At 49.0% G+C, this 17,773-nt stretch carries 15 protein-coding genes and 2 tRNA genes; 6 read left to right on the top strand and 11 right to left on the bottom strand.

The window, feature by feature from the left end; all coding sequences use genetic code 11:
• Positions 1 to 78 precede the first annotated feature (78 nt).
• Both ACYVK4_RS17840 and ACYVK4_RS17835 read left to right on the top strand, forming a co-directional pair.
• Positions 79 to 1,242, top strand: a complete 1,164-nt coding sequence (locus tag ACYVK4_RS17840; protein ID WP_461128878.1) for a beta-alanine-activating enzyme beta-propeller domain-containing protein — start codon at positions 79 to 81, stop codon at positions 1,240 to 1,242.
• A gap of 562 nt (positions 1,243 to 1,804) precedes the next feature.
• Positions 1,805 to 3,304 carry a hypothetical protein gene (locus ACYVK4_RS17835; protein ID WP_461128877.1) on the top strand — a complete coding sequence of 500 codons (1,500 nt, stop codon included), beginning with the start codon at positions 1,805 to 1,807 and terminating at the stop codon, positions 3,302 to 3,304.
• 156 nt (positions 3,305 to 3,460) lie between these two features.
• Here ACYVK4_RS17835 and ACYVK4_RS17830 read toward each other — a convergent pair.
• Positions 3,461 to 3,542 (bottom strand) — tRNA-Leu (locus ACYVK4_RS17830).
• A gap of 171 nt (positions 3,543 to 3,713) precedes the next feature.
• Between ACYVK4_RS17830 and ACYVK4_RS17825 the strand changes: the two genes are divergently transcribed.
• Positions 3,714 to 4,127 (top strand): DUF3127 domain-containing protein, encoded by a 414-nt coding sequence (locus tag ACYVK4_RS17825; RefSeq protein ID WP_461128876.1) that lies wholly within the window; start codon positions 3,714 to 3,716, stop codon positions 4,125 to 4,127.
• 85 nt (positions 4,128 to 4,212) lie between these two features.
• Here the strand turns inward: ACYVK4_RS17825 and ACYVK4_RS17820 are convergent.
• Positions 4,213 to 4,285: transfer RNA gene (locus ACYVK4_RS17820), tRNA-Lys, on the bottom strand.
• Between the two features lie 53 nt (positions 4,286 to 4,338).
• On the opposite strand from ACYVK4_RS17820, the gene ACYVK4_RS17815 reads away from it, so the two are divergent.
• On the top strand, positions 4,339 to 5,082 hold the full coding sequence (locus ACYVK4_RS17815) for a hypothetical protein (RefSeq protein WP_461128875.1): 744 nt from the start codon (positions 4,339 to 4,341) through the stop codon (positions 5,080 to 5,082).
• A gap of 17 nt (positions 5,083 to 5,099) precedes the next feature.
• Here the strand turns inward: ACYVK4_RS17815 and ACYVK4_RS17810 are convergent, their stop codons facing one another.
• Positions 5,100 to 7,355, bottom strand: a complete 2,256-nt coding sequence (locus tag ACYVK4_RS17810; RefSeq protein WP_461128874.1) for a T9SS type B sorting domain-containing protein — start codon at positions 7,353 to 7,355, stop codon at positions 5,100 to 5,102.
• Positions 7,356 to 7,423: 68 nt separating this feature from the next.
• On the opposite strand from ACYVK4_RS17810, the gene rlmD reads away from it, so the two are divergent.
• Positions 7,424 to 8,869: a 23S rRNA (uracil(1939)-C(5))-methyltransferase RlmD gene (rlmD, locus tag ACYVK4_RS17805; RefSeq protein WP_461128873.1), complete on the top strand. Its 1,446-nt coding sequence runs from the start codon at positions 7,424 to 7,426 to the stop codon at positions 8,867 to 8,869.
• A gap of 60 nt (positions 8,870 to 8,929) precedes the next feature.
• Here rlmD and ACYVK4_RS17800 read toward each other — a convergent pair whose 3' ends face one another.
• Positions 8,930 to 9,916, bottom strand: a complete 987-nt coding sequence (locus ACYVK4_RS17800; RefSeq protein WP_461128872.1) for a helix-hairpin-helix domain-containing protein — start codon at positions 9,914 to 9,916, stop codon at positions 8,930 to 8,932.
• A gap of 130 nt (positions 9,917 to 10,046) precedes the next feature.
• On the opposite strand from ACYVK4_RS17800, the gene ACYVK4_RS17795 reads away from it, so the two are divergent.
• A complete protein-coding gene (locus tag ACYVK4_RS17795) occupies positions 10,047 to 11,540 on the top strand; it encodes a glycine--tRNA ligase (RefSeq protein WP_461128871.1) in 1,494 nt (497 codons plus the stop codon).
• A 91-nt stretch (positions 11,541 to 11,631) separates the two neighbouring features.
• Here ACYVK4_RS17795 and ACYVK4_RS17790 read toward each other — a convergent pair whose 3' ends face one another.
• The 7 genes from ACYVK4_RS17790 to ACYVK4_RS17760 all read right to left on the bottom strand — a co-directional run bounded on the left by ACYVK4_RS17790 (position 11,632) and on the right by ACYVK4_RS17760 (position 17,740).
• Positions 11,632 to 12,882: a sulfate adenylyltransferase subunit 1 gene (locus tag ACYVK4_RS17790; protein ID WP_461128870.1), complete on the bottom strand. Its 1,251-nt coding sequence runs from the start codon at positions 12,880 to 12,882 to the stop codon at positions 11,632 to 11,634.
• Positions 12,883 to 13,230, bottom strand: a complete 348-nt coding sequence (locus ACYVK4_RS17785; RefSeq protein WP_461129613.1) for a HepT-like ribonuclease domain-containing protein — start codon at positions 13,228 to 13,230, stop codon at positions 12,883 to 12,885.
• Positions 13,231 to 13,308: 78 nt separating this feature from the next.
• Complete coding sequence (locus ACYVK4_RS17780) at positions 13,309 to 13,599, bottom strand: nucleotidyltransferase family protein (RefSeq protein WP_461128869.1); 291 nt, start codon at positions 13,597 to 13,599, stop codon at positions 13,309 to 13,311.
• 32 nt (positions 13,600 to 13,631) lie between these two features.
• Positions 13,632 to 14,534: a sulfate adenylyltransferase subunit CysD gene (gene cysD / locus ACYVK4_RS17775; RefSeq protein WP_461128868.1), complete on the bottom strand. Its 903-nt coding sequence runs from the start codon at positions 14,532 to 14,534 to the stop codon at positions 13,632 to 13,634.
• An 80-nt stretch (positions 14,535 to 14,614) separates the two neighbouring features.
• Positions 14,615 to 15,346: a phosphoadenylyl-sulfate reductase gene (locus ACYVK4_RS17770; protein WP_461128867.1), complete on the bottom strand. Its 732-nt coding sequence runs from the start codon at positions 15,344 to 15,346 to the stop codon at positions 14,615 to 14,617.
• 46 nt (positions 15,347 to 15,392) lie between these two features.
• A complete protein-coding gene (locus ACYVK4_RS17765; protein ID WP_461128866.1) occupies positions 15,393 to 16,514 on the bottom strand; it encodes a Gfo/Idh/MocA family protein in 1,122 nt (373 codons plus the stop codon).
• A 20-nt stretch (positions 16,515 to 16,534) separates the two neighbouring features.
• Positions 16,535 to 17,740 carry a trans-sulfuration enzyme family protein gene (locus ACYVK4_RS17760; RefSeq protein WP_461128865.1) on the bottom strand — a complete coding sequence of 402 codons (1,206 nt, stop codon included), beginning with the start codon at positions 17,738 to 17,740 and terminating at the stop codon, positions 16,535 to 16,537.
• Between the last annotated feature and the right edge of the window lie 33 nt (positions 17,741 to 17,773).

Raw genomic sequence — 17,773 nt, 5'->3', positions numbered from 1 at the left:
GGATTAGTTTATGTTTTTATACCTCCCTGCTAATTGCGAAATCGTGTACAAGTTTATATCAAAAAATTACCTCCCACCATGAAAAGAAAATTCTTCAGCTTTACGCTCTCTCTCTTCTTTTTTATTCTACTTTTCAGCTGCGCAGACTGGAAAGTTTCGCCCTTTATCTTTACCCTGGAAGGCCCTATTGTTTTCGTAGGCTCCTCAAATGGAAAAGTATATGGCCTTGATGCCAATACGGGTAAAAAAGTTTGGGAATTCTCTTCGGGTCATCCAATTAATTCAAGCCCTTTTTTCGTTGACGGGACACTTTTTGTTGTTAATCAGATGGGGCAAGTGTATGCACTGGATGCCAATACAGGTACAAAAAAATGGATGTTTGCCACGGAAGCTATCGTTGGCCAAAGGCACCGGTATTCGAGTCCGGTGGTAGATGAAGGGTTGCTTTATGTGGGGAGTACCGATACGAAGTTATATGCTTTAGATGCTAAAACCGGAGAGAAAAAATGGGATTATAAAACCGGTGGAGAAATCAAGTCAGGCCCTGCCGTGTACGACGGTAAAGTTTACTTTGGCAGTTACGACCGTTCGTTTTATGCGCTCGACGCTAAAACAGGTACTAAAGTTTGGAGTAAAGTGACGGGAGGAGAAATCTGGTCTTCACCTGCGGTTAGTTCCGAGCTGGGTATCATCTATATTGGCAGCGGGGATCAAAAGATATACGCATTAGACACGGGAACAGGTAAGGAGCGTTGGACTTTTACAACAGGAAATAAAGTTGACTCCAGTCCTTTTGTTGCCTCGAACGGGCTTGTCTACGTTGCGAGCCGTGATAATAAAGTGTATGCTATTAATGCAATAGGGGGACAAAAGAGAGATAGTTATTCAACAAACAACCTATTTTTTTCAAGCCCTACTGTCTCAAATGGGAAACTATATATTGGTAATGATAATGCCAATGTTTATGCGCTCAATGCCGCTGATCTGACGGAGGAAAAATGGAAATTTACTGTAGGTTGGTTTGTAAGTGCTAGTCCTGTTATTGCCAATGGACTTTTATACATTGGGAGCTGGGATAAAAAATTTTATGCGCTGGATCCGGAGACCGGGAAGGTTAAATGGTTGTTTTCAGACGCACAAGCAGATGGTTCTCCCAACGCACAAGTCGATGGTGCGGCTATCGTCGTGCAGAATGGAAAGGTAATTGGGTCTTATCCTTCCATCAGTGGAGTTGTCAATTGACCCTTCTTTCTGTATTTCGAATTTACGTGACTGTCGGCTTCAAATGAGAAGGGCAATCGTTTGTCACAATGTCTCAAAGTTCTATTGCCTGATTCCTAATCTTATCGAAGTCTGAACTTATCACCGGCATAGCCCTATTTGCCGACTTTCTCACAAACTCGTTTGCTGAAAACTCATTTTGGCAAACGAGTTATAAAGTTGACATGAACTATCCTCTGTGCACACGTACTGGTGGAACTGATAAATGATATATATACAGCTTTGAATGGGGTAATATACTAGCTTTCATCACTAGGGTAACGTGCAGTTTTCTTCTCGGGCTGGGCAATAATTTACAGTAAGGCTCATAGATACTTTATAGAAAAAATAAGGGTGTTTTCCCCCTTATTTTCGTCTGGTTTCGTATTCAATTTTGTACTGTCTGGCTTGCTGATACGCACCCAATTGCCTGGCTATAAATGCTTAAGTCCACTTGTTATACAGCCAGAGGTCTATTGATAGACTTGTAATAATATGGATGACAAAGCATTGACTTTTTTACACACCTATCCGATTATTCCCCATGAGCGCTCAGGAAATATTTATTGATTTACACTGTCACCCGTCGGCCCGCCCATATGCGCGGAGCTTTGCAAAAAATTTTAAGCATAGTACCAATCCAAAAGATGCCAACTGTGTTTGGTTCGACGACCGGCCAACCTTCATCGACAAGTTTATTAATGAACTGGCCAGCTTAACATTGTTTGAGCAAGCAGATTATGCAGCTCAGATTCGGGGGAATTTGCGCATTATCGTTCATTCCTTATACCCCTTTGAACGTAGCTTTTTCAATAATAAGCTTGGCCAGGGAGAGGTGTCAGATTTGGTGGGTCGTTTTGTTAGCCAGTTGGGACAGGAACGAATTGATAGTATCCAAAATCAAAACGACTATTTCAGCGATTTGAACCGGGAGTATAAATTTCTTCAGGAAGGACAGAATCGTCCGGTGAAGTTGTCGGAAGGGAATTTTACATACACCCTTACCAGCGACTGGGATGATATCGACGCGGGACTGCGGCAGAATAACACCGATGCAGACCTCCAACGGTTGCTGGTTATTTTATCAATTGAAGGTGCTCATGTGCTGAATACGGGTCTTGATCCTGCCAACATAGCCCCAGCTGCCGACCGTCATGATGAGGTACTGGCCAATGCACAGGCCATAAAAGACTGGACACACCGACCCTTTTTCATCACGTTTGCGCACCACTTTAATAATGAGCTTTGTGGTCATGCCCGTAGCTTGGCCGGGATCGTTAGCAAACTCACCGATCAAAGTGAAAACATGAATGAAGGCTTTAGTCCTTTAGGTCGGGAGGTTATCCTGAAATTTCTGGATAATGCTGCCGGTAAACGAATTCTGATCGACATCAAGCATATGAGCCGTAAGGCAAGGCTAGAATATTTTCAATTGTTAGAGGAACAGTTCACGAATGATCCAATACCCATCATTGTGAGCCACGGCTGCGTAACGGGTCGACGGAACCCGGAAGCCACTCAACCTACTTTCCCCGATCAGGGCGACCGGTTTAATACGGATGATATCAATTTCTTCGATGATGAGATTATCCGATTAGCTCGTTCGGGAGGGATTTTTGGAATCCAACTCGACGAACGCCGGATTGGTAGTAAAAGTGCTCTGAACGCAGCAAAAGGAAATATAAACCGGCGGACCATCCTATTCAACTGGGCTCGATTGGTCTGGTTTCAAATTCAGCACATGGCCGAAATTCTCGACGCGGCTGGCCTGTTCGCCTGGAATATTCAGGCTTTAGGTACTGACTTTGATGGATTGATTGATCCAATAAATGGATACTGGACCGCTAAAGAGTTGGATGATCTGGATGATTACTTACTTAAGCATGCGTTTAATTATTTAAACAATAGCGAGTTGGGAGGGAAGCTTAGTCTGCCCGCGAATCGACAGATACAGGCGGAAGAGGTTGTCAGGCTAGTTATGCAGGATAATGCTCTGGAATTCATCCGGCGCCATTATCGAACAGTCCCAACACCAATCTCTTGATGTTGGGACTGTTGAACCTGAGAATTGATTTTATGTGTGCTGAAAACGTTGCCCTCACCATCTAACCGATTAGATAAGTTCGGGATGGGAGTGATTAGAAAACAAAAAATGCGCTGTAACTCGACGTTAAACAGCGCATTTTTTGTTTTTTGAGGGTGACCATGGGGAGATTCGAACTCCCAAGCCTTGCAGCACCACCCCCTCAAGATGGCGTGTCTACCAATTTCACCACATGGCCATTTCGTGATTGTTTGACCGTGTCGTTCAATCCGGGTGCAAAGATAGCAATCTTGCCATATCATGCCAAACACAGTTCGGAAACTTTTCTATTTTTCGTGATTTATGGCCCAAAAACGGGCAGAATTTCGTACTTTTATCATTCTAAATCACGTTTAAAAGTCCAATTCGTATGGCACTGGAATTAGTCGGAAAACTCATAAAAGTTCTGCCTGAAGTATCGGGTCAAAGTCAGAAAGGCCCCTGGAGTAAGCAGGAATTCGTTATTGAAACGCTTGATGCATCCTATCCTAAAAAAGTATGCTTAACCGCCTGGGGTGATAAAGTTGCTGATCTGAAACAGTATGCAAACGGCGATACGCTTAAAGCAACCTTCAGCGCGGAGTCGCGGGAATATAACGAGCGTTGGTATACCGAACTGCGGGCGTTTCGTATTGAACTGGCTGAAGGAGATGGTGCTTCAGCGCCGGCATCGGCACCCCGTTCGGCACCCGCTCAGCAGGCCCGTCCGGCTCAGCAAAGCCAGCCTGCGGCCATGTCGTTCAACTCCGCTTTTGATGAAGAAAGCAACGACCTTCCTTTCTAAGAGGTCGTAAAAAGAAGAGGGGGAAGAAAAGGATCAGATGGTTTTATCCATTTTCCTTTTCTTCCCCCTCTTTCCTTATTCTTTGTGATTCGGCTGGGATTCGAACCCAGGACCCATACATTAAAAGTGTATTGCTCTACCAGCTGAGCTACCAAATCGAACGAATAACTACCTTTTTTATCGGCGTTGTTCTTAATAGTGGTGCAAAACTATGGCCTTATTTCATTCATTCCAAGCCATTCCTCTTAAAATAAGCCTATTTTTTTGTTTTTTGTCGGGACTCGTTGACGCACAGATAGTTTCGCCGGACTCTATTCGACGTGCCGATTCGCTGTTTGCTGCCGGCGACCAGATCAACGCGGCCCGTATCTATGAGATGGCCCTGGCGGAAGGCCATACGGCTACCGATCCGATGTTGCTGAAGCTGGCCAGTGCCTACGAGATTCAGAATGACGTGCCCCGACTGCTTTATTACCTCGACGTATACTTTGAACGTCATCCCGATGATGTGGTCCTGCGTCGTATGAACGACATTGCCCGAGCCAATAATCTAAGCGGATACGAGACCGATGATCTGAACTACTTCTACCTCTTTTATCGAAAATACGGTCTTTACGTGCTGTTATTCCTATTAATACCAGCGGGTTATGTGTTTACAGTGCTTCTGTTGAAATCACTACGAAAGCAACCCGTGCTTGTCCGACAGAAATGGGTTGTTTTGGTCTATCTGATCATGCTGCTCATCTTTACCAACCTACCCGAAGGCATACAGTCCGGAATCATCAGTCACGACCGGGTTTTACTTCGAACAGACCCCTCCGCAGCGGCTCCCGTGGCCGAGGTTATTGGGCGCGGTAATAAGGTTAGTATCTTAGGTACCAAAGATATTTACCTCCGAATTCTCTGGCATAATAACCTTTACTTTATCCGGCGCGATAATGTCTGGATTATTTAGGAGTCAGCCGGTGTCCGTTAACGAATGAGCGTGACTGTTCCTTTGATGGTACGTTTAGACGTGGCAAGCGTGTAATAGTAAGTTCCAACACCTGCATTGGTGCCGTACCAGCGGAATTTGGGGTCAGCTGATTTAAAAACGGATGCACCCCACCGGTTAACCACCTCAATGTATTTGAACTGTTCGTCGCAGGTGTTTTCAGGAAGGTCTTTGACGGCGAAATAATCATTGTATCCATCGCCGTTGGGCGTAAAGATGTTGGGCACTTTTATGTCGGCGTTAAACGAAGGATTTTTAACGGTAAAGGTTATGGTCGTAACGGCTGTGTGATTGGGTTGGCAGGAACGATCATCGACCACAAAATCAACGACAAAGGTTGCCTCCTCTTTGCCCGCCATCAGCTCGCAGGTGGGTTTCCAGGCAAAGGGCGACTGTAGGGTAGGTAGGCCAAATTTATCGGTAAAAGACATACCCGCCGATTTTACATCGAAACCCCGTCCAACGGCGGTCAACCGGAGGGTATCCCGGTCCGGGTCGTTCCCTAAAACATCAAAATTTGTGCGCCCGGCCGAATCGCCGGGGCTAACCACCAGCTCAACTACCTGCTGGCTGAGCGTTGTTCGAACAGAAGGAGGTTGACTGGGTAGCCCGATAGCCGCTAAGTTTACCGTTACGGTATCGGTTAGATTGCGATTACAACGGGTATCCGTCACAATAAAATCGACCAGATAGTTTGACCGGGTGGCCTGGGTGCAGGTTGGCTTCCAGATAAAGGGTTGTGTGACTTTGCCAACCCCCGAGGCCGACCCGAAACTCATACCCGCCTGTGCAAGCGTAAACCCACGTCCTACGGCTTGAATTGTTATATTATCGTTGTCGATATCGGTCCCGAATGCATTGAATGTCAGCGAAGCGCCCACCGATACATTGGCTTTGTTATTAGGCAGATCGGTGCCTGCGCCTGGCTTGTTATTGGCCGACGGAATAATGTTCAGGCGCACGCTGATGGTATCGCTAAGTCCCTGGGGACAGCCATCGTCGGTGGCCCGAATAAGGAGGGTAACGGGTGTTCCATTTCCCCCCACGCAACGGCCAAAACAGAATTTGATCTGCAGCGTATCGCGGCTGGTGCGGGTTAGCAAATCGCCGGGAGTGAGCGTAAGGCCGGGCAGCGAACCACTCATATTGGTAACGGTAATGCGCTGGTTTGGATCAATATCGGTAAGAAACAACGTCAGGCAGTTGGTATCTTTTTCAGCAATGCTGATGACTGTTCCCTGTTTGTAGAACTCTTTTTGCCCATCGGGCTTGAAAAGAAGTTTGGGGGCATTGTTTCGGGGACAATCGAGAACAAGCACTTGATAGTCCCGTCGGACACGTCCGATGGCTTTCCCGGCTCTATACTCGATTACCTCAACAGAAAAGACAAAAAGCCCGGCCTGATCAGGCGTCACTTTAAGCAATCCGGTACGAGCGTTGATCTGGAGGGGTACGCTGCCGGGAATTTCATTGGCAACGGAGATACCATTTTTCCAGCGTATCGGCGGATAAGGGCCGGGTGCAAAAGAAGGCGTCGCCAGCGATGTGCCCGCCCCCGGATTAGGCACGTTGGTCGTGCTAAAGCCATTATACGGAGTGACCAACGCGTATGTAAGGCTATCGCCATCGGCATCTTTGGCACCAAAATCGAGCGTGAAGGGCTGACCGATACAGGCATAATCGCCTTTGGGGATCGCGAAGACCGGTGATGAATTGGCCACCCGGGTCTGTCCGTTGATGATCGCCGGGAACTCCAGGTAAAAAGTTGACCCGGCCGCGCCCGGATTTTCAATGTTGGTAATCGTTCCGTTACGGCAACAGCGCTCCCAGGTCATGTAATAGCCACCGGCATCATTGAATACGTTAGGATCGAGAGTGATGTCGATGCTATGCCGAATCAGGCGGGTGGCCAGATTGGCGTTTGTGCAGGCGGGTCGGGTATAGGCAACGTATTCACTGCTGATGCGATTGAGCTGCACATATCCGATAAGCTGGTTGGTACGTTTCGCGAAAACACCCACCGAAACAAGGCCATCATCGGCACCCGGATTACCATTAACGACGTCGAAATAAAGGTTCAGGTTAATTCGGTGCGTGAAGGTACTCTGGGTGCCCAGATAACGCAGTTCAAGCTCGCCCCCAACGATGTGGGTTGCCAGGGCCAATTGGCTCAGCACCAGAAGTGTACAGGTTAAAAGGAAAGCAAGGAAATGAGAACGATAGAAGTTCAGCATAAGCAGAAACAGTACAGAATAGGGCCGGTCCGAAAACGACTGCTTAAATTAGCGGTTTTTTAGGACTTATGCGTAGGAAGATTCATAAAACACCCGAACGGTTGGCAGGCGTCCGTATTGATGCTGTAGCCGCCGAAGGGAAGTGTATAGTGCGTACGGATGAAGGCGTTATTTTCGTGGAAAATCCAACCGGTGGGCCAGGTGTAGCACCGGGCGATGTGGTGGATTTACGCATCACCAACAAGAAAAAGCAATACCGGGAAGCCGTAGCTGAACGTGTACATGAACTGTCTTCGTTGAGAACGGAGCCCTTTTGCGAACATTTTGGTACTTGCGGTGGCTGTAAATGGCAGCATATCCAATACCCGGAGCAGCTTAATTTTAAGCACCAGCAGGTTGTTGATCATCTTACCCGTATCGGTAAGGTTGGTTTGCCTGTTATTACGCCCATTATGGCGGCTCATCCAACAAAGTATTACCGCAATAAGCTCGAATTCACCTGTGCAGAAGGCCGTTGGCTGACCTCGTCCGAGGTACGAACCGACGAGCCCATGGATCAGCGGGCTATAGGCTTTCACGTGCCGGGTCGATTCGATAAAGTGCTGCCTATTCGTCATTGCTATCTCCAGCCCGACCCATCGAACGCGATTCGGCTGGCTGTGAACGACTATGTGTTTCAACATGGGATGACGCTCTATAATCTGAAGTTGCACACCGGCTACCTTCGAACGCTGATCATTCGTACTGCCGATACTACGCAGCAGGTTATGGTAACGTTGCAGGTGGCGCAGGACAACCCCGAACTGCTGAACGGGCTGATGAATCATTTATTGACGAACTTCCCGCAGATCACCTCGCTGAACTATATTCTGAACACGAAAAAGAACGATAGCTATCAGGATCAGGAGGTAATTAACTGGGCTGGTAAGCCATATATTGAAGAGCAGATGGATGCTGGCGACGACCAGCCACTTACCTTCCGGGTTGGCCCAAAATCCTTCTATCAGACCAATGCCCAGCAGGCGTTTAACTTGTATAAAGTTGCCAGAGAATTTGCCGGACTTACGGGGCAGGAGCGGGTATATGACCTGTACACAGGTACCGGTACGATCGCGTTGTTCGTGGCTCGTCTGGCTAAACACGTTGTTGGGGTCGAATATGTCGAAGCGTCGGTTGCGGATGCCCGCGTGAACGCCGAAGTGAATGGCATTAACAACACAACGTTTGTGGCCGGCGATATGAAGGATATTCTAACGGACGAATTTTTCGATCAGCACGGCCGTCCCGATGTCGTAATTACCGATCCGCCACGGGCCGGTATGGATGAAGCCGTTACCCGTCAGCTGCTCAAAGCGGCTCCTGAACGGATTGTCTATGTAAGTTGCAATACTGCTACCCAGGCCCGCGATCTGGGTATTTTAGATGAAGGTTACGTTGTGACCAGTGTACAGCCCGTCGATATGTTCCCGCACACGCACCATGTTGAGAACGTGGTTTTACTGACCAGACGGTAGGTAATATGTTAGGTCTCGCGTGTGAGGTCAGTTTTGAGAAACTGACCTCACACGCGAGACCTAAAATTCCAGATAGGGCGCCATTTTCTCGATGGTTTTGGCATCGAGAATTCGGATGGGTTTCAGCGACTCGACTGAGGTATAGGCACCGTGTTGTTCCCGGTAGTTGACAATGATCTGCGCCTGCCGACGGGATATGAACGGGTGTCGATCCAACTGATCGACGGTAGAGGTATTCACCGGAATTCTTCGAACGGCGGATCGAATCTTACCAAATTTCTGCAGCTCATCCAGAGCGAGGGAGTCAAGGCTGTAAATCTCACCAAACTGATCGGGTGAGATAAAGCCGCCCAGCGCATCCCGAAATTTAACGATACGTCCAGCCAGTGTAGACCCGATGCCTTTCAGGGCAATCAGCTGTGCCGTATCGGCGGTGTTGATGTCGAAGGGCTGGGGTGCCGGTTTAGCAGGTCGTTCGGCGTAAGCGGGCCGCTCAATGGGTTTATATCGCTCATTAGTAAATGGCTTATTGGCGTCAAAGCGATCATTTGCCGGGTTAGGTCGGGAGGTTTCTTTGAGCGTTATGTAGGGTTCCAGTTGGTCATATAGGTCGGGTGGAAAGTCATATATTTTGAGTAGATCTTCTTTCCGGCGAAACTGCCCGCCTTTGCTTCGGTACTTCTCAATACGTTCGGCCATCCATTTGGGCAGACCCAACTGCTGCCAACCGGCTATACTGACGGTGTTGGGATCAAAATTGAAAAGTTTAGGTTCGCTGAATCGCTCTCCCGTGGTTTTCTCCTTACCGGAGCGGTCGCCGAACTGGGGGTGCTTCACTTCCTCCGCCTGCATAAGGGCTACAAGGCTGTCGAGCTTACGCTGGTCAGAAGCCGATGTATCCAGGGTTGTTTTACTCCCAACAAATCGGTAGATGAACGGTATAAGCAGACAAAGTAATGTGAGGAAGATAAGGACTAAAAAACCTCTTGTCTCCTTGTGAGAAAATCCGAAATAGTCACGGATGATAGTCTGTATGCGTGTGAACATTCACCTTAGACGAAATTCGGTTTGAGACGTAACGGTGAAAGGGTTACTTGTTGAATTAATGGGTATGGGTTAATGAAATAAAATTGGTAAGTGTGCACTTACGCATAAAACCGTATTTTTGCGCCCACGTATGGATACTCCTCAAACGCCAGCCGCAACGCTGCAAGATATTATTGCCCACGCCAAAGAATATGGCTTTGTGTTCCCATCTTCCGAAATCTATGATGGCCTGCAGGCTGTGTATGATTATGGACAGAATGGTGTTGAACTAAAAAACAACCTCAAAACGCTGTGGTGGAAGGCCATGACCCAACTGAACGACAACGTGGTTGGGATTGATGCGTCGATCTTTATGCACCCGCTGACGTGGAAAGCATCGGGTCACGTGGATTCGTTCAACGATCCGATGATCGACAACCGCGATTCCAAAAAGCGGTACCGCGCCGATCAACTGCTGGAGCTGAAAGCCGAAGCGTATGCTAACGCGGGCGACGAAGCCAAAAGTACCGCGCTTTTGCAGGAAATGGGTCGCTTGCTGGGCGATAATGATCTGGAAGGTGTTCGGAATCTTATTATCTCCGAGGGCATTAAAGATCCTGTTTCGGGAACGGATAACTGGACCGAAGTGCGGCAGTTTAACCTGATGTTCTCCACACAGGTGGGTTCACTGGCCGAAGATGCCAGCCTCATCTATCTGCGGCCCGAAACGGCGCAGGGGATTTTTGTGAACTTCCTGAACGTACAGAAAACGGGTCGGATGAAGATTCCGTTTGGTATCGCCCAGATCGGTAAAGCGTTTCGGAATGAGATCGTGGCCCGCCAGTTCACCTTCCGGATGCGCGAATTCGAACAGATGGAAATGCAGTTTTTCGTACGACCCGGCACCGAAATGCAGTGGTACGAGAACTGGCGCGATGCCCGGATGAAATTCCACCAGGCGGTTGGTTTGCCCGCCGACAAGCTCAAATTCCACATTCACGAGAAACTGGCTCACTATGCCAACGCAGCCGTGGATATTGAGTATAAGTTTCCGTTCGGCTTCCGCGAAATGGAAGGTATTCACTCCCGCACGGATTTTGACCTGAAAGCGCACCAGGAGCTGAGCCGTAAAAAGCAGCAGTATTTTGATAATGAAGTTGACCCGGCAACAGGCAAACCCTACGGTAATTACATTCCGTATGTTGTAGAAACATCAGTAGGTGCCGACCGCCTGTTCCTGGCCGTGTTCTGTAATGCCTTTACGAAAGAGACAGTAGGCGAAGGCGACCAGCAGAAAGAGCGGACGTATCTGAAACTGCATCCCGCGCTGGCACCGATCAAAGCGGCTGTATTCCCGCTGGTTCGGAAAGACGGTCTGCCCGAAAAAGCAGAGGAAATCGTGAAGAGCCTTCGGTCGGAGTTTCGGGTGGTGTATGAGGAGCGTGACGCCATTGGCAAACGCTATACCCGTCAGGATCTGATTGGTACGCCGTTCTGCATTGCCGTTGATTACCAAACGCTGGAAGACAATACCGTTACGGTTCGCTTCCGCGATACGACCGAGCAAATCCGGATCCCAATCAGCGAGCTGAAAGCCATGATTGGCCAGGAAGTGTCGATGGAGCGGGTACTGGAAAAGATGTAAACTAGGTTTTCTGTTAAAAAGAGAAGGCGTGTTACGGTTTGAACCGTAACACGCCTTCTCTTTTTAACAGAAAACCTAAACAAAAACCTCCTTATGCTTCGCCTACCAGCATCAAAGCGCCCACTGTCACGTTCGAGGTTTCATCGATCAGGATAGCACCACCCGACGCACGATTGGTGGCATAAGGGTCGAAACTGATCGGTTGAGCTGTCCGTAAAACAACTTTAGCCAGATCGTTCAGCCGCAATTGCTCAACACTTTCAATCTGTTCGTAAGTGTTGACGTTCAGCTGATACGCAATTTCGCGTACAGAGCAACGGGTACGGAAAGTCCCTACCTGCAGCACGTACTTGTTCCCCACCTTAAATTCTTTGGAGTCCATCCAGCAGAGCATACCTTCGACCGTTTGGCTGCTGATGGGCTGACTATCCGAGCGAACAATGAGATCGCCCCGACTTATGTCCACATCCGTAGCCAAATGCAGCACGACAGACATGGGCGTAGTGGCTTGGTCCAGATGAGTTTCGGCGATTTCAATAGCGTCGATCGTTGAGGTTTCGCCCGATGGGAAAACGGTTATGGCATCGCCCTTGCGGAACTGACCACTCGTTATTTTGCCTGCGTAACCCCGGTAATCATGCAGCTCGGGCGTCTGCGGACGAATGACGTATTGTACCGGGAAGCGAGCCTGCTCCAGATTGGCATTATCATCAATCTCGACGGTTTCCAGGTGTTCCAGAAGGGTTTGGCCATCGTACCAGGGCATAGATTCTGACCGGTCAACAACGTTATCACCGTTGAGCGCGCTCATTGGGATATAGGTGACGTGCTTTACATTCAGCTTCTGGGCCAACTCGGCGTAGTGGATACAAATGTCAGAGAACACATCCTGTGAGTAATCGACAAGGTCCATTTTATTGACCGCCACCACAATATGCGGAATGCCTAATAGCGAAGCAATCAGCGAGTGGCGACGCGTTTGTTCGGCTACGCCATGCCGGGCATCGACCAGTACGATAGCCAACTGGCAATTCGAAGCACCCGTTACCATGTTGCGGGTATATTGCGTATGACCTGGCGCATCGACAATGATGAACTTGCGGGCGGGTGTCTGGAAATAGCGGTAGGCTACGTCAATCGTGATCCCCTGTTCCCGTTCAGAACGCAGACCATCGGTCAGCAGAGCAAGGTCAATCTCGCCATCATCGCGGCTTTTGCTGGCGCGTTCAATGGCTTCGAGCTGGTCGGCCAGGATGGATTTGGAATCGTAGAGGAGCCGCCCGATGAGCGTGCTTTTGCCGTCGTCAACCGACCCGGCGGTTATAAATCGTAAAAGATCCATTTACTCAATGTTCGTGAAGTCGATATGGCGATAAAAATTGCTTTGTCTCGACAAATTATACTCTGTTTGATTAAAATAGCCCTGCTTTAACTCAGTTTGTATGATGGGCTCCATACCCAGTTTTAACACTGGAATATGTTCAGTTATGGTTACGAAGATGATTAGCTTATCAATACCTACGTAATCATGGGCTACCAAATTGCGAAGCGCTTTGATGTTCTGCCAGGGAGTATGAGGGTATCGCTGTCTTAAGTCTTCGCTAATTCGATTGACTTGCTCACCAATGTGTAACAGTTGCAACAAACACGCATTGAAATCTTTCTGATCATTTGCCTCAAAGAAACAAATGGATCATCATAGCCAATTGCATATAAATTGATTTTCCCAACTGCTTCCAAAATCCGTAGACAATAAACTAAATCCGTTTTAGGACTGGGTTGCATAGCGAATGTCGGTCAAAGCCCGGTGCAGAATGATTGGTTCCGCATAGTCTTTCACCATCAAATCTATCGGAATATTCAGTTCGTTCTGTAAGGTATCGCGCAGGGCGATAAGTTGTTTGTAGGGAATTTTCTCGTCAATCAGTAAGTCAATATCCCGATAGGACTCTCCCCGTACAAACGAGCCAAAGACGCCGATCCGGGTCAAGCCAAATCGGTCGAAAACCTGACGCTCTCGTAAGTAAGTTTGTAGGGATTGAAAGTCATTTACAGGCATAGTCTTAGTGGTTAATCTCAAGACGAACTATATCAAAAATATCCGCCCTTTTTACGGTCTTCCATGGCGGCTTCAGAAAGCTGATCATCCATTCGGGTTTCGCCCCGTTCGGAGATGCGCGTGGCCTGAATTTCGTCGATGACCGCGTCAAGTGTCTCCGCACTCGATTCGGAGGCTGCTGTGCAGGAAATATCACCAACGGTACGGAAACGTACCCGACGGGTTACCAGCTGATCGTCCGCTTCGGGCTTGATTACACCACCGGCGGTAGCCATTAGTTTACCATCCCGGATCAGCAGTTCGCGGTCGTGGGCGAAATAGATGCTCGGCAACTGAATTTTTTCGCGACGGATGTAATTCCATACGTCAAGCTCCGTCCAGTTCGAGATTGGGAACACACGAACGTTTTCGCCTTTGTGAATCCGGCCATTGTAGAGGTTCCACAGCTCGGGGCGCTGTCGTTTGGGGTCCCAGGAACCGAACTCATCCCGAACGGAAAAGACCCGTTCTTTCGCCCGAGCTTTCTCTTCATCCCGACGGGCGCCACCAATGCAGGCATCGAACTCGAATTCTTCAATGGCATCCAGCAGCGTGAAGGTCTGTAGACCATTGCGGGTAGCATTCCGGCCCGTAGGTTCCTTCAGTTTCTTTTCGCGGATGGTATCCTCAACGTACCGAACGATGAGTTTTTCACCAATTCGCTCTGCCATGGCGTCCCGGTAATCGAGGGCCTCCTGAAAATTGTGGCCCGTGTCAATATGCACCAGCGGGAACGGAAATTTACCGGGCCGAAATGCTTTAAGTGCCAGATGTACCAGCGTAATGGAATCCTTACCACCCGAAAAAAGCAGGGCAGGTCGCTCAAACTGGCCGGCTACCTCCCGCATGATGTGGATGGCTTCCGATTCGAGCTGATCTAAATAATCTAACTTCATTTTAAAAAGAGTGTAGAGAGCGAATGGGCGAACGGGTGAGTAATGATTTACGTCTTTTCACCAGTTTACTTCTTTGCTCATTAAGCTTTAAATACTTCTTCATGAACATGCAGACCGCACTCCTTTTTGGAGTTGTCTTCCCACCACCAGCGACCGGCCCGGAAATCTTCGCCCGGCTGAATGGCACGTGTGCAGGGCTGGCAGCCAATGCTGACAAACCCACGGTCGTGCAGCGGGTTGTAAGGGACATTATTGTCTTTTACATACTGCTTCACCTCCTCAAACGTCCAATCCATCAGCGGGTGGAATTTATAGAGGTTGTGAGACGCATCCCATTCGAGTTGGGGCATGCTCTGGCGGTTGGCCGATTGCTCGGCACGGATGCCGGTAATCCAGATTTTCTGTCCTTTCAGGGCTCGGTTCAGGGGTTCTACTTTCCGGATACCGCAGCATTCTTTCCGGTTTTCAACCGAGTCATAAAAGCTGTAAGGCCCTTTGGTGCTCATCAGGGTTTCTTCAGCGGCCCGGTCCGGGAAGTAGGCTTCGATTTTGGTGGCGTATCGGTCGTTGGTTTTTTTCCAGACGGAATACGTTTCCGCAAACATCCGACCCGTATCGAGCGTAAAAATCTTGATGGGGATGTCGTTTGCCAGAATCAGGTCGGTGATCACCTGATCTTCGTAGCCCAGACTAGTCGAAAAAATAACCTCGCCGGGGAATATCTCGGCTAGTTTCCGCAGGGCGTCAACATGGCTCAGACCGTGGAGTTGACCGGTCAGGCTTTCGAGTGTGTGAGTTGGTTCTGCAATCATACAAGTAGAGGCCAACGGATAAAGCCGCAGACCAGTTTTATTAAGACTAACGGAGGGTAGTCCGTTGAGGAAGGTTAATCGCCTTGCCGGTTTTGGCCGATTGTCGGGCGGCATCCAAAATCTCCATGACGATCATGTTATTTTCCAATGACGTTAATTCATCGGGTTTAGTTTCGCCATGGAGTAGCCGGGCAAAGTACGCAAATGGGTCAGAAGCAGGCGAATCCATAGCGGTTGCTTCGGTTGCCCGTTCGTTTTTGTCATCTTTTAGCCGAATCCGCATTTTCGTTCCGTCGACGGTAAAAACGTAACCGGTCTGCCCGTATACTTCCATATCTTTCCGACCGAAAGGCCAGTTCCAGGAGCCCTGAATGATGGTCTGTGTTTTGGGGTAGGTGAGCACAATTGTCCCTTCATCATCCACCTTCGGATAGATGTCGGGCTTGATCTGCTGGGTTACCGCCAACACCGACAGCGGACGCTGGTTGTGCATGAGCCAGGTCGATAGATTGGCTCCATAACAGCCAAAGTCGAACAGGGCACCGGCGCCATTGGTAACGGGGTCGGTCAACCAATCCAGAAACTCTTTACTGACGCCAATTTCTTTTGGTCCCTGGTGCCCGTCGTGAACAACAATTTTACGGATATCCCCAATTGATTTTTCAGTATTGGCAACTGTGTAAGCTTTGTGGTTACTGCCGTACCAAGTCGTTTCGTAGTTGGTCAACAACTGAATCGAATGCTTTTTAGCCAGTGCTTCCATCTGTTTGGCATCGGCAAAGGTGGTAGCCAGTGGCTTTTCGACCATCACATGAATACCGCGGGGCGCACAAATGGCAACCGTTTTTTTGTGATCGATAATGGGCCCAAAATCGGTTACGGCTTCCGGCTTCGTCTTGTCGAGCATTTCTGCCACCGTAGAATAGACCAGACTCATGCTGAACCCATGACGTTTGGCCAGTCTTTCGGCCAGTTCCCGATTCGGTTCCGCCATCCCAACAATTTCGATGTCAGTCTGTCCTGCTTTGCCAAATGCTTTGTTCAGGATCCCATGTACGTGGTCGTGCGCCATCCCGGCTATACCGATCCGAAGTGGTTTTTTGGGTGACTGACTATAGCTGACCTGGGCTAGCAGGAACAGAAGGACGAAAGCAGTGAGACGGAACATAAGGAATAAGTTTAGGTTAGTTATGCCTTCTCTTTAACCGCTTCGGCCGACTTTTCTACTGCCTGCGTAAAGTCTTCGATCAGATCGTCAACGTCCTCCAGTCCAACCGAAATCCTGATCAGACCCGGCGTAATACCCAGAGCCGCTTTTTCATCGGGCTTGAGCTTGGCGTGGGTCGTTGTATTGGGGTTTGTGACAATCGTGCGCGAATCGCCAAGATTCGACGAAAGGGTTGGTATCGTCAGGGCGTCGAAGAAGGCTTTTACCCGGTCGAAACCACCTTCCAGTTCAATTGTGACAATAGCACCACCCGCACTCATTTGCCGTTTGGCAAGATCATACTGCGGATGGGAGGGCAGGAACGGATAGAGTACACGTTCCACATCGGCATGACCATCCAGCGCTTCGGCCAGTTGCAGCGCATTGCGGCAGTGGCGTTCCATGCGGAGGTCCAGCGTTTCCAGACTCTTGGACAAAATCCAGGCATTGAACGGTGACAACGCAGGTCCGGTATGCCGGGCAAAGAAACGAATTGGCTGAATCAGATCAGCTCGCCCAACAACGATACCCCCCAATACGCGTCCCTGGCCGTCCATATATTTGGTCGCTGAATGAATCGACAAATCAGCACCGTAATCAATCGGCGTTTGCAGAATAGGCGTAGCAAAGCAGTTGTCGACATTCAAAATAAAACCATATTTCTGCTTTAACCGTCCCAGCATTTCCAGATCGACAAGCTCTAAACCGGGATTGGAAGGGGTTTCAAGGTAGACCATGCGGGCGGCCGGCGATCCGGGATTTGGCTGTAGGGCCGCTTCCCACTCTGCTTCGGTAGCTGTAGCGTCAACGTAGGTGTGAGTAATACCCCACTTGCTTAATATTTGAGTGATGATCTGGTGGGCTGAACCGAACAAGGCCCGGCAAGCAACCAGGTGATCGCCTGATTTCAACAAACCAGCCATGCTGGCAAACACAGCCGCCATTCCAGTCGCCGTTGCGATGCCATCTTCGGCATTTTCGAGCATACAGACTTTATCGACAAACTCCGTTACATTGGGGTTTGAGAAACGAGAGTAGATGTTGCCTTCCTCGGTTTCATCAAACAGTGCTTTCCCTTGCTCAGCACTTTCGAATGCAAAGCTCGATGTAAGATAAAGGGGAACGGAGTGTTCACGATTGCCAGACTTCTCGGCCTGGATGCGGATGGCTTTGGTTTGTTTTTTCATGTTGTCTGGGCCAAGCGCTGGCTTGGCCACTGG

This window comes from Spirosoma aerophilum, assembly GCF_054782495.1.
The sequence above is the reverse complement of the archived record's forward strand: the minus strand, read 5'-3'. Positions and strand labels throughout refer to the sequence as shown.